At 64.7% G+C, this 13482-nt stretch carries 7 protein-coding genes; 4 read left to right on the top strand and 3 right to left on the bottom strand.

Annotated elements, in window-relative coordinates; all coding sequences use genetic code 11:
• The first annotated feature begins 62 nt into the window (after positions 1-62).
• The 4 genes from AC0L2K_RS06040 (at position 63) to AC0L2K_RS06025 (ending at position 6852) form a co-directional block, all read left to right on the top strand.
• A complete protein-coding gene (locus AC0L2K_RS06040; protein WP_128167597.1) occupies positions 63-671 on the top strand; it encodes a TetR/AcrR family transcriptional regulator in 609 nt (202 codons plus the stop codon).
• A gap of 74 nt (positions 672-745) precedes the next feature.
• The gene (locus tag AC0L2K_RS06035) at positions 746-1885 is read left to right on the top strand and encodes an efflux RND transporter periplasmic adaptor subunit (RefSeq protein WP_473530975.1); all 1140 of its coding nucleotides are present in this window, start codon (positions 746-748) and stop codon (positions 1883-1885) included.
• Positions 1886-2134: 249 nt separating this feature from the next.
• The gene (locus AC0L2K_RS06030; protein WP_473530857.1) at positions 2135-5290 is read left to right on the top strand and encodes an efflux RND transporter permease subunit; all 3156 of its coding nucleotides are present in this window, start codon (positions 2135-2137) and stop codon (positions 5288-5290) included.
• Between the two features lie 68 nt (positions 5291-5358).
• A complete protein-coding gene (locus tag AC0L2K_RS06025) occupies positions 5359-6852 on the top strand; it encodes an aldehyde dehydrogenase family protein (RefSeq protein ID WP_473530856.1) in 1494 nt (497 codons plus the stop codon).
• 208 nt (positions 6853-7060) lie between these two features.
• Here AC0L2K_RS06025 and AC0L2K_RS06020 read toward each other — a convergent pair whose 3' ends face one another.
• From AC0L2K_RS06020 to AC0L2K_RS06010, 3 genes are all read right to left on the bottom strand, one after another.
• Positions 7061-9430 carry a DUF1989 domain-containing protein gene (locus AC0L2K_RS06020; RefSeq protein ID WP_473530974.1) on the bottom strand — a complete coding sequence of 790 codons (2370 nt, stop codon included), beginning with the start codon at positions 9428-9430 and terminating at the stop codon, positions 7061-7063.
• A gap of 263 nt (positions 9431-9693) precedes the next feature.
• Complete coding sequence (locus tag AC0L2K_RS06015) at positions 9694-10323, bottom strand: sarcosine oxidase subunit gamma (RefSeq protein WP_473530855.1); 630 nt, start codon at positions 10321-10323, stop codon at positions 9694-9696.
• On the bottom strand, positions 10316-13294 hold the full coding sequence (locus tag AC0L2K_RS06010) for a sarcosine oxidase subunit alpha (protein WP_287226453.1): 2979 nt from the start codon (positions 13292-13294) through the stop codon (positions 10316-10318). The genes AC0L2K_RS06015 and AC0L2K_RS06010 overlap by 8 nt, the downstream gene beginning before the upstream one ends.
• Positions 13295-13482: the final 188 nt, after the last annotated feature.

The following is a 13482-nucleotide window of genomic DNA, read 5'->3' as shown; positions in this document are numbered from 1 at the left end:
AAATTTCGAATTACGAGTGACGAAATTCAAAATTCGTCACTCGTAAGAGCTAATGATACATGATGCATGACACCCTCGACACGACGGCTGATCTGGTCCGGCAGGAGAATGTCGCGCGCATCCTCGATTGCGCAGAGCGGCTGTTCCGCCACTACGGCTACGGCAAGACCAATGTCGCCGACATAGCCCGTGAACTCGGCATGTCGACGGCCAACATCTACCGTTTCTTCGCCTCCAAGGTCGAAATCCACCAGGCCGTTTGCGGCCGTATGCTCGCTACCTGCTACCAACTGACCTACGACGCCTGCCATAGTCCCGGAACGGCCAGCGAAAGGCTGCGCCGCTACGTGCAAACGCATTATCAGTGGACCCGCGACACCATGCTCGACCAGGAGAAGGTGCACGAAATGGTCGTCGTCGCCATCGAGCGCGATTGGCATGTCATCGAGAAGCATATCGACAGGATCCGCGGCTTGGTCGAGGAGGTGATCCGCGAGGGAATCGCGGCCGGCGAGTTTGCCGACCAGGACCCGGAAGTCGCTTCGCGGTGTTTCGGCGCCTCTATCATCACCCTGTGTCACCCGCAGATGGTCGCCCAGTGCCTTGCCAAGAACAACCGGGCGATGCCGGACGAGCTTATCGAGTTTGCCATCAGGGCCTTGAAGAAATGACCGGCGGCGTCCGCCGGGCGTCGACAATCCATCTCCAGTTCGGGAGTACGCAAGTGTCTTTGTCCAAATCCATCATGAACAGGCTGCCGGCCATTGGTTCGGCTCTGGTCGTCGTCGCTGCGCTTGGGCTCGCCGGTTGCTCGCAAGAAAAAGTGGAAGTCAAGGACATCGTCCGGCCGGTCAAGGTCGTCGAGATCGCCAAGGCAAACGATACCCGTGAGCTCTCCTACTCCGGATCGGTGCGCGCCCGCACCGAGATGAATCTCGGGTTCCGCATCAACGGCAAGATCACCGAGCGCCTGGTCGACATCGGCCAGCGCGTCAAGCCGGGCGACGTTCTGGCCCGCATCGATCCCGCCGACTACGACCTTTCGGTCAAGAGCGCCGAGGCCAGCCTCGAGGCCGCCGAGCGGCAGGTCGAGACGACGGGCCTTGCCCGCCGTCGTGCCGAACAGCTGTTTGCCAAGAAGTTCGCCTCGAAATCGCAGCTCGAACAGGCGACGCTCAGCCATGATCAGGCGGTCGCCACCCGCAATTCCGCCCGCTCAGCGCTTGACCAGGCGAAGAACCAGGTCCGCTACACCGACCTCAAGTCGGACAGGAGCGGCATCGTCACCTCAGTCACCGCCGATGTCGGTCAGGTGGTCGGCTCAGGCACGCCGGTTGTGACCGTTGCCGTCGACGGCGAAAAGGAAGTGCTGATCGCCGTGCCCGAAACCGATATCGCCCAGTTCAAGCCGGGCAAGGACGTCAAGGCAAGCTTCTGGGCCGACGAAGCGCTGACGCTCGACGGCAAGGTCCGTGAAGTCGCCGGCAGCGCCGATCAGCAGTCGCGTACCTTTGCCGTTCGCGTCAGCCTGCCCAACGATCCGCGCGTGCTTCTCGGCATGACCGCGAATATCGAGGCTTCGGCCGCCAACAACAGCCTGCAAAGCGTATCGATCCCGTTGAGCGCGCTGGCGCAAAAGGACGGCCAGCAGATCGTCTGGACCGTGGACCGCAGCGGCGAGACCGTCCATGCGCGTCCGATCAAGGTCGCCGAGTTCACCGCCGACGGCGTGCATGTTGCCGAAGGGTTAAAACCCGGCGATGTCGTCGTTGCGGCGGGCACGCAATTCATGACCGAAAATCTGAAGGTCAAGCTGGCCGGCGATGCGGTGCAGCAGTCCGCATCGGCGGACGATGATGGCGGGGCCATGAAGCGCGTGCGCTGACGGCCAGGCATAAAACGGCTTTTCCTCGCATCGGCGCAAGCCGCGAGGTCAAGCGGTTCACGGTTTCCGGGCGGCAGGTGCCCGATTGTCGAGACGTCAGGTCGATGTACCCCCCCGACATCGGTCCTGGCGCCCCACGGCGATGAGTGTCTCTCCGCTCGGAAAGCCTCGCCGCCCGGAAGCCACCATAAGAAGCTCCGTGGGCATGCCATGTGCGTGCGCTGACGATCAGACAGATGGACTGGCGCTATGACCACCGACACCACCGACACCCATGAAAAAAGGCCCTTCAATCTTTCGCGCTGGGCGATCGGGCACCCGAGCATTGCGCGGTTCCTGTTCGGCCTGATCATCGTTGCCGGCGCGCTCGGCCTGATGCGCATGGGCCAGAAGGAAGACCCGGATTTCACCTTCCGCGTCATGGTTGTCCAGGCGGTCTGGCCCGGTGCCTCGATCCAGGAGATGGAGGACCAGGTCGTCAACAAGATCGAGCGCAAGCTGCAGGAAACGCCGCATCTCGATTTCGTCCGCTCCTACACGCGCGCCGGCAGCGCCATCATCACCCTGCAGGTGGAAGGCGACACCAATCCGACTGAGGTCGCGGATGCCTTTTACCAGGTTCGCAAGAAGGTCGGCGATATCGCCAATGAGCTGCCCCAGGGGCTGCTTGGGCCTTACTTCAACGACGAATTCGGCGACACTTTCATCACCCTGCATTCGATCAGCGGCGATGGCTACAGCTATCCCGAACTGAAGAAATTAGCCATCCAGGCGCGTGACATGCTGCTGACCACGCCCGGCGTCGAGAAGGCCGTGATCATCGGCGACCAGCCGGAAAAACTCTATATAGATGTTTCGTCCAAAGTGCTTGCCGAGCGCGGCCTGACACTCACCGATCTGCAGAACGCGATCAAGGGCCAGAACAATGTCGATCCGGCAGGCTCGGTCGACACCGGCCAGCGCTCTGTGCGCATCTCGGTCGAAGGCAGCGTGACGGAGGCGGCCGACATCCGCGAACTTCGCCTGCGCGCCGGCAACCAGGTGACGCGCCTCGGCGACATCGCAACCGTGACCACAGGTCTCGAGGATCCCTATCAGCGCAAATACCGCTTCAACGGCCACGACAGCGTCCAGGTCGGCGTCGTCATGGCCAAGGGTTTTAACGTCACCGATGTCGGCAAGGAGGTCGAGGCTACCTATCACCGCTTCGAAGAGGCCTTGCCTTACGGGGTTTCGGTCGATCAGATCGCCGACCAGCCGGAAGTCGTGCGGGACGCGGTGGGCGAGTTCATGACGGCGCTCGGCGAGGCGCTGCTGATCGTGCTTGTCGTTTCGTTCCTGACAATCGGCTGGCGTTCGGGCCTGGTGATCGCGATCACCATTCCGCTCGTTCTGGCCGCGACCTTCGCCATCATGTACGAGATCGGCATCGATCTGCAGCGCATTTCGCTTGGCGCGCTGATCATCGCGCTCGGCCTGCTTGTCGACGATGCGATGATCGTCGTCGAAATGATGGAACGCAAGCTCGAGGAAGGGATGGTCAAGATCGAGGCGGCGAGCTTCGCTTACACCTCGACGGCCTTCCCGATGCTGACCGGCACGCTGATCACCACCGCCGGCTTCATCCCGGTCGGCTTCGCGGCTTCGACGGCCGGTGAATATGTGCGCACGCTGTTCTACGTTGTCGGCATCGCGCTGGTCGTCTCCTGGTTCGTGGCGGTCTATTTCACGCCGTGGCTTGGTCACATGATCCTCAAGCAGCGAAAACACGCCGGCAGCCATCACGATGTCTTCGACACGCGCTTTTATCGCCGGCTTCGCGCCACCGTCAGCTGGTCCGTGCGCCACCGCATCATCGTGCTGGTCATGACGCTGGTGACCTTCGTCACCAGCCTGTGGGCGTTCCAGTTCATCCCGCAGAATTTCTTCCCGCAGTCGTCGCGTCCGGAAATCCTTGTCGACCTCTGGCTGCCGGAAGGCGCCAGCATCAAGGAAGTCGAGACGCAGGCCAAGGCGCTCGAAACCAGGATGATGGACGACAAGGACAAGCGCTTCATCGCCACCTATATCGGCGAGGGCGCGCCGCGCTTCTTCCTGCCGCTCGACCAGCAGCTTCGCAATCCGAACTTTGCCCAGCTTCTCGTGATGGCCAATGACGAACCGGCCCGCGAGCGGCTGATCGTCAAGCTGCGCACCATTCTGGCCGAGGATTTCCCGTCGGTCCGCGCCAAGGTCGACCGCCTGTTCCTTGGGCCGCCCACCGGCTGGCCGGTGCAGATGCGCGTCATGGGCCCGGATCGCCAGGAGGTGCGCCGCATCGCCGACGAGGTGAAGGCGAAGTTCCAGGCAAATCCGCTGCTCGGCGCCGTCCACGACGACTGGCTGGAGCCGGTGCCGGAGATGAAGCTGGTGATCGACCAGGATCGCGCCCGTGCGCTCGGCGTCACCTCGCAGCGCATCCGCCAGATGCTGCAGGCGACCATGTCGGGAGCGCCGCTCGATGATTTCCGTGATGGCGAGGAGACGGTTTCGATCGTCGCTCGCGAGCCGGAGGCAAGCCGCCACCTGCTGTCGGCGGTCGACTCGATCTCTGTCCCGACGGATTTCGGTGGCTTCGTGCCGCTGTCGCAGGTCGCCAAGGTCGTCCCGGTGCTGGAGCAAGGCGTCGAATGGCGGCGCGACCGCCTGCCGACCATCAGCGTGCGCGCCACGCTGCCGGACGGCGTGCAGTCGAACGACGTCGTCATGAAGATGTACAGCGAGATGCAGGGCCTGCGCGACGGCCTCGCGCCCGGCTACGCCGTCGAGATCCAGGGCGGCGCCGAGGATTCGGCCGAAAGCCAGGCCTCGATTGCTGCGAAAGCGCCAATCATGCTGGCCGTCATCGTCGTGCTGCTGATGATCCAGCTGCAGCATTTCGGCAAGGCGATGCTGGTGCTGGCGACCGGTCCACTCGGCATTATCGGTGCTGCGGCGGCACTTTTGATCAGTGGCGCGCCGTTCGGCTTCGTCGCCATTCTCGGCGTCATCGCGCTGCTTGGCATCATCATGCGCAACTCGATCATCTTGGTCGACCAGATCGACCAGGACATCGCAGCCGGCATGGAACGCTCGGAGGCCATCATCGGCTCGGCAGTCCGCCGTTTCCGGCCGATCATGCTGACGGCGCTGACGGCGGTCCTGGCACTGATCCCGATCTCGCGCGGCGTCTTCTGGGGTCCGCTCGCCTATGCCATGATGGGCGGCATCCTCGTTGCCACGGTGCTGACCATCCTCGTCCTTCCGGCAGGCTATGCCTTGTTCTTCGGCCGGGAGCGCAAGAAGGTCGAGGACGCGGCGCCGGCCGCCGAGCCGAAACGGGCGGAAAACGATGACCAGCCGCAACTGCCCCTGGCGGCCGAATAGGGCTGTTGGCAGATGTGACGTCCAGGGGTTAAATCCGCCCACCGGCAGGAGCGCCGGAGGAGGACGTCATGACCATAGCTCAGGCACCGGTGGCGCTGCGCCGGCCGATCGACGGACGCCACCGCCAGATGTTCATCGATGGCGCCTGGGTCGACGCCCGCTCGGCCCTCACCATGGAAACTCGCAATCCGGCCACCGGCGCGGTCATTGCCACGGTGCCGCGCGGCGACCGCCAGGACATCGAGCTGGCAGTGGCGGCGGCGCGCAGGGCCTTCGACGGGCCGTGGAGCCGGTGCAAGCCCTATGAGCGGCAGGTGCTGCTGCTCAGGATCGCCGATCTCTTCGAAAAGCACTGGGAGGAGATCAGCCGCTCGGACACGACCGACATGGGCATGCCGATCGTGCGCACCCTGGCCAACCGCAACCGCGTCATCGGCATGCTGCGCTATTACGCCGGCATGGCGACGTCCCTGCACGGCGAGACGATCGAGAACTCGCTGCCGGGCGAAATCGTCTCCTTCACGCGCAAGGAGCCGGTCGGCGTCGTCGGCGCCATCATCCCGTGGAACGCCCCGACGGCGGCTTCGATCTGGAAGATCGGACCGGCGCTGGCGACCGGCTGCACGGTGGTGCTGAAACCGTCGGAAGAGGCGCCGCTGACGCCGCTTCTGATCGCAGACCTCATGAACGAGGCCGGCGTTCCCCCAGGCGTCGTCAACATCGTGACCGGCACCGGCGCCGAGGCAGGCGCCGCACTTGCCGAGCATATGGGCGTCGACAAGATCGTCTTCACCGGCTCGACGGCAACCGGCCAGTCGATCGTCCGCGCCTCGGCCGGCAACCTCAAGCGCGTCTCGCTGGAGCTTGGCGGCAAGTCGCCGGTCATCGTCTGCGCCGACGCCGATCTCGACAAGGCGGTGCCGGTGGCGGCGATGTCGGTGTTCGCCAATTCCGGCCAGATCTGCATCGCCGGCTCGCGCCTGTTCGTCGAACGCTCCGTCCATGATGAATTCGTCGAGCGGCTGGCGGCCTATGCCAAGGGTCTCAGGATCGGCGACGGCATCGATCCGGCGACCGAGATCGGCCCACTCGTCTCCGAAAAGCAGCTGCAACGGGTCGCCTCGTATCTTGAGGCCGGCACGGCGGAGGGGGCGACCCTCGTCACCGGCGGTCAACGCCTCATGGAGGGCGCGCTGGCCGCCGGCAATTTCGTCGCGCCGACCGTCTTTGCCGATGTTTCGGACGACATGAAGATCGCGCGCGAGGAGATCTTCGGGCCGGTGATTTCGGCGCTGCCGTTCGATACGCTCGCTGAGGCGGTCGAGCGGGCCAACAACACGCCTTACGGTCTTGCTGCCGGGGTCTTCACCCGCAACATCGCCACCGCCCACCAGCTGTCGCGAAAAATCCGCGCCGGCTCAGTCTGGGTGAACACCTATCACGCCATCGATCCGGCCGTGCCCTTCGGCGGCTACAAGATGAGCGGCTACGGCCGCGAGGGCGGTGCCGAGCACCTCGACGAGTATCTCAACACCAAGGGCGTGTTCATCAAGATCGATTGAGCGATCCGCCGAATAATGCATGTCGCGCAAGCACGCCCTCGGGCTTGAACCGAGGGTGCTTGGCTTGAAAACAGCTGCCGGACGCTGCCAAATTACCGAAGTTGGCGCGCTGCCCCTCATCCGCCTGCCGGGCATGCCCGGCAGGGCGATGAGGGGCAGCGCAAACCTGGGGCGATTGCCCTGAGTTGGCACCTCTCGATATCGCCTATCAGGACCGCGGCCTGGTCTTCTGCGGATCGTAATGGGCAAAAGTCACGACGCGCGCCGGCAGCCGCTTGCTGTGGCCGTCGAGCTTGCCGATCTCGACCGCGGTGCCGATCGCGGAATGGGTGACGTCAAGCCTGGCCAGCGCGATGTTCTTGTTGAGCAGCGGTGAGCGCATGGCGGAAGTGACCTCGCCGATCTGGGCGCGGCCGACATGGACGCAATCGCCATGGCCGACCGCGACATTGGCGTCGATGTCGAGGCCGACCAGTTTCCTCTGCGGGTTTTCTCTGCGCCGGATCAACGCCTCGCGGCCGATGAAATCGTCGGTCTTGCTCTTCAGCGGCACGGTGAAGCCGATGCCGGCCTCGAACGGATCGGTCTGGTCGGAAAATTCATAGCCGGCAAAGATCAACCCGGCCTCGATGCGCACCATGTCGAGCGCCTGCAGCCCCATCGGCTTCAAGCCATGCGGCTGGCCGGCCGCCCAGATGGCGTCGAACACCTTTTCGGCGTCGCGCGGGTGGCACCAGATCTCGTAGCCGAGTTCGCCGGTGTAGCCGGTGCGCGAGACGACGATTGGAATGCCGTTGCCGCCGCCGATGCGGGCGACGGCGAAACGGAACCATTCGAGCTCCTCGATCGACGGCTGCAGCGGCGAAGTCCAGATGATCTCCTTCAGGATGTCGCGGCTCTTCGGTCCCTGCACGGCGACATTGTGCATCTGGTCGGTCGACGAGCGCACCAGCACGTTGAGGCCGAGGCTCGTCGCGGTGTCGCGCAGCCATTCGCCGGACAGATCGTCGCCGCCGACCCAGCGGAAATTGTCCTTGCCGAGCCTGAGCAGCGTGCCGTCGTCGATCATGCCGCCATGCTCGTAGCACATGGCGGAATAGACGACCTGGCCGACGCCGAGTTTTTTCACGTCGCGGGTCAGCGTGTATTGCAGCAGCGCTTCCGAATCCGGGCCGGTGACCTCGAACTTGCGCAGCGGCGACAGGTCCATGATGACGGCGGCCTGCCGGCAGGCCCAGTATTCGTCGATAGGGCCCTCTTTTGCGAAGGAATTGGCCAGCCAATAACCCCTGTACTCGACGAAGTTGCGGGTGTGCTTGGCAAAGCTCGAATGAAATGATGTCTCGCGGGTCATTTTCGGTTCCGAATCGGGCGTCATGCGTCTGGCGATCGCTCGCGAGAATTTGTGCTGGCCGGAATAGGTCCGCACATGGATGTCGGTCAGGTTCCAGCCATTGGCCGGCGTCGTGTCGTCGGGACAGGCGGACGACACGCAAACGATGTCGGTAAGCGCCCGCAGCAGCACATAGTCGCCCGGCCGCGACCATGGCTCGTCCGACACCATGACGCCATGCGCGTCGATCGCCGTGTTGAAGAAGAAATTGATCGCCATCCAGCCCGCGCGCGGGCCAACACCCCTGTCGGCGAGCGCGCGGTTGAAATTCTCCGAGCAGTTGGGATGACCGGGATAGCCGATGTCGTCGTAATATTTGGCGGCGCAAGCGAGCGCGAACGCATCGTGCCGGCCGCAGGTGTCCTGCACCACCTCGACCAGCGGCTCCATGTCCTGGTCGTAATATTTCGAATGCAGGCCGGGCATCGGATAGCTCGAACCCATCAGCGTGCGGGTCGTCGTCACGTCGAGCGGATGGTCGCGTCCCTTGTCGAGCTTGCGCGCCGAAAAGCACTGGAAGTCGGTGCATTGCCGCCCGTCGACATCGATGATCTGCAGATAGTCACCCGCCCTGACGAAGTAGGCTTCCGCGGTCGCCGAATGGACGCGCAAATCGAGCACCGGGTCGGCCAGCGGGTCGCCAAGCCTGGACTTCGCCGCCGGACGGATCGTGGCGCGGCGCACGATGATGCCGAGCGGCGTTGCAGTGTCGTGGCCGTCGACCGGCATCGGCCCGCCCGGGGCGGCGATCAGCATCGAGGCGTCGCGCGCGACGGCAAAACCCTGTTCGGTGCCGGCAGGGGTGGCGCCGCCGAAGATGCGAGCCGCGTTTGGCTGATCGAGCTGCACCTGGCGTCGCTCGAGCCCCCGGCGCAAGGACGCGAGGCTGTCGTCGCCATTGGCCAGCAACGCCTTGATGCCGGCGGCATTGCTGTTCGATTTCTCGCCGAAAATGCCGGCATCAGTCACGCCGCTCTTGTCCCATGCCAAGAGCTCGCAGGCTTGGCCGCCTTCGACGTTGCGTACGATGATGGTATCGCCGGCCTCGACATCGATGAGCACCGCGCCATTGCCTTGAACGGAATAGCGCTCCATGCCGGCGGGCAGCGCGATCTCGCCGGGCCGCAGGATTAGGCTCGGTCGAGGCGGTCCGGCAGCGACGGCGGGGTAGGGCGACTGGCTCATCTCGACCCGGGTCTCAAGAAACAAGTTTGCCTGTCCGTAAAATTATTTTATCAGCAAGAATAGCAGTGCGTGTCGGTTTGGCAAGGCGAAGGTGGTGGGGCTCCCCCTTCTCCCCTTGTGGGAGAAGGTGGCCGAGCGAAGCTCGGTCGGATGAGGGTGCTCCAGCTTGGCATCGGCCGCACTCCGTCCAACACCCCTCAACCGTCTTGGCGCTGCGCGCCAATCCACCTTCTCCCACAAGGGGAGAAGGGAAGAGGCAACCGCTACCCCAACTCCGCGGAATACCCGATGTCGACGCCATACTCGGCGGCTGCGTCGAGCATCGTGTGCCACAGGCTTTCGGCGAAACTTGCAAACACCAGAAGATTGAACACCGGCTGCCCGTCCGGCCGATCATTGCCACGCCAGAGATTGACGCCGGTGTGGTCGATCGATGTGGTGGCAGCGGCGTCGATCGAAAACGCCGTCGGGTGCAGATCGATCGATGACAATTTCGCCAGCATGGCGCGCGCCTTGGCTCCCGAGACGCTGATCAGGGCGCGCGCATGCGATTGGTCCGACAGCGAGGCGGATTGCGAGAACGCCTGTCTCAAAATGTCCATCACGTGCTTGCCGCCTTTGGACAGGACGAGGAACTGGTCCGGTCCCGACCAGATGAGCGCAGCGTCCGCAGCTTGCACCGCCTTGGGCGCGTCCGGAGCCGCCATGCCGAAGCGGGCTTTGGCGGCGTTTGCCAGTTCCGCCCCTTTGCCGCGCCGCGCCATCACCTGGATCAGGTCGAAATTGCGAACTTCACTGAGGGAAATGCCCGACGCGACGTCGCGCGCGCCATGGGCGCCCACGACAAGTGCGTGCTCCAGCGGACTGCGAGAAAGCCACGAAAACTCAGCCACGCTGGCGCCCTCCATCCGGATCGTAGAAGACGGGATTGCACAGCTCGACATCATAGTCTTCACCGCGCAGCGGGTCATGCGCATGGACGATCTCCCCGATGCGCTCGCGGCCGCGCTCGACAAGCGCCAGCCCGATCCACTGGTCAAGCGTCGGCGAGAAACAGACCGAGGTGACATAGCCCTGGTCGTTGGCGGAACCCGGTACCTCGGCTTTCGGAATGATATGCGCGCCGGAGCGCAGGCGGCGCGCTCTGTCCGTCGGCTTGATGCCGACCACGACCTGCCGGTCCGGTGCGACCAGCGCCTCGCGTCCGGCCATGACGCGGCCGATAAAATCCTTTTTGGTCGACATCATCTTGCCCAAGCCGAGATCGGCCGCGGTCGTCGTGCCGTTCAGCTCGGGCCCGGCGACATGGCCCTTTTCGATGCGCATGACGCCAAGCGCCTCGGTGCCATAGGGTGTGGCGCCGAATTGTTTGCCGGCTATCATCAGGTTGCGCACCAGCGCGTCGCCGTAGCGGGTCGGAACGGAGATCTCGAACGCCATCTCGCCGGAGAACGAAATGCGGAACAGCCGCGCCCCGATGCCGCCGCGAAGGGATACCTCCCGCGCGCCCATGAATGGAAAGCCCTCGTTCGAAAGGTCCTCTGAATCATCAACGATCTGTTTCAGCAACTCCCGTGCGCTCGGCCCGGCGATCGAGAATTGCGCCCACTGGTCGGAGACTGACGTAAGTTGCACGTCGAATTGAGGAAACAGCACCTGCCGGCAGAATTCGAGATGCTGCATCACCGGCCCGGCCTTGGCGGTCGTGGTGGTCAGGAAATAGTGGTCCTCGGCCAACCGCGACGTGGTGCCGTCGTCGTAGACCATGCCGTCCTCGCGCAGCATCAGCCCGTAGCGGGCTTTTCCCACAGCAAGGTTGGAGAAAGTGTTGATGTAGACGCGGTCGAGGAAGGCGCCGGCATCCGGTCCGTGCACGTCGATTTTGCCGAGCGTCGAGACGTCGCAAAAACCGACACCGCCGCGCACCGCCTTGACCTCGCGGGTGACCGTTTCCAGCCAGTCCTTCTCGCCGGCGCGCGGATACCATTGCGCGCGCTTCCACAAGCCGGTGTCGACGAACACCGCGCCCTGTTCGGCTGCCCAGTGATGCGACGGCGTCAGCCTTGTCGCATGGAAGTTTTCGTCGCGATGATGGCCGGCAAACGCGCCGATGGCGACCGGCACATAGGGCGGACGGTAGATCGTCGTGCCGGTCTCGGGAAGGGATTTTCCTGACAGCGCCGCCATGATCGCGAGGCCGGCGACATTCGAGGTCTTGCCCTGGTCGGTCGCCATGCCGAGCGTCGTATAGCGCTTGAGGTGCTCGACCGACTCAAAGCCTTCGCGCTGCGCCAGTTCGATGTCCGCAGCGGTGACGTCATGCTGGTAGTCGACAAAGGCTTTGCCTTTGCCGGCAACATGCCAGAGCGGGGTCAGCGAAAAAGCTTCGTCTTCGGCGACTGGCGGAGCGCCGGCATTGCCGCTGTGTCCGGCACTCTGCGCTGCCGCCGCACCGGCGGCGAATCCCTGGCGCAGGCAGGCGCCGAGCCCAAAAGCGCCGTTGGCGGCACCGGCGGCCACCATGCCGGGAGGCGCGCCGTCCGGCACGAAGGCGGATATGTCGTCCTGCCATTTCGGCCGGCCGCGATGGTAGGAAGTCAGCCCGACCGCCGGGTTCCAGCCGCCGGAAACGGCAAGCCCGTCGGCTTCGACCTCGGCGCGTGCGCCGCCGGCGAGCGCCACCGAGATTTTCCTGACACCGTCCTTGCCGCCGTCCACCCCGCTGACGAAACCGTTCAAAACGGCAAAGCCGGCCTTGGCGGCAAGCGCGCGATGCGCGGCCGATACGTCCGGACGCGCATCGACAACGGCAGCGATCTGCAATCCGGCGTCGAGTGCTGCCTCGACCGTGCGCCAGCCATCCTCATTGTTGGTGAACAGCGCAATCCTCTTCGCCGGGGTTGCCGCATAGCGCGCGATATAGGTCCGCATCGCCGAAGCCATCATCACGCCGGGCGTGTCGTTGCCGGCAAAAACGATCGGCCGTTCGATGGCGCCGGCGGCAACAATCGAGCGCTTTGCCACGATCCGCCACAGCCGCTGGCGCACCTGATGCTCTGGCGGGGAGGGCAGGTGGTCGTTGACCCGCTCGATCGCGCCATAGGTGCCGCCATCATAGACGCCGAACAGCGTCGTGCGGGTCATGATGCGGACGTCCGGCAGCGAGGCGAGCTCGGCCAGCGTGCGCGAAATCCATTCGGCTGCGGGCACCCCGTCGATCGTGCCGCCGTCGGCAAGCAGGCGGCCGCCAAGCGCAAAATCTTCCTCGCACAGGATGACGCGGGCACCAGATCGGCCGGCGGCAAGTGCTGCCGCCAGCCCGGCTGGGCCGGAACCGGCGATCAGCACGTCGCAATGCGCCCACGTCTTGTCGTAATGATCAGGATCGGCAACGCCCGCGGCGCGGCCGAGACCCGCGGCGCGGCGGATCGCCGGCTCGTAGACCGCTTCCCAGAATTTTGCCGGCCACATGAAGGTCTTGTAGTAGAAGCCGGCGACGAAGATCGGTGAGAACAGCTGGTTGACTGCCATCAGATCGTGGCGCAGCGACGGCCAGCGGTTCTGGCTGGCGGCTTCCAGACCGTCATAAAGCTCGGCGGTGGTCGCCTTGGTGTTGGGCTCGCGCCGGGCTCCGGTGCGCAGCTCGACCAGTGCGTTGGGTTCTTCCGAGCCCGCGGTCAGGATGCCGCGCGGCCGGTGGTATTTGAACGAGCGGCCGACCAGTTTGACGCCATTGGCGATCAGCGCCGAGGCAAGCGTGTCGCCCTGGAAGCCGGCAAAGGTTTTGCTGTCGAAGCGAAAGTTCAGCGGCGCCGAGCGGTCGATGAGACCGCCCGATGTGAGACGATGGGGCTGGCTGGTGATCACGGTTGCCGGCCTTCATGCAGGAGCGTCGCGCTGCCCCTAACCCTCCCCCTTGTGGGGAGGGTCGCTGCGAAGCAGCGGGGTGGGGGTGCGGCGCCGGGGGGCCCCCCCCCCCCCCCGGGGGGCCCCCCCCCCCCGCGGGGGGGGGGGGGGGGGGGGGGGTGGGGGGGGGCGGGGGGGGGGGGGTG

It is taken from the genome of Mesorhizobium sp. WSM4817, from assembly GCF_055811135.1.
Note: the sequence above shows the minus strand (reverse complement) of the source record. Positions and strands in the feature narration are given on the sequence as shown.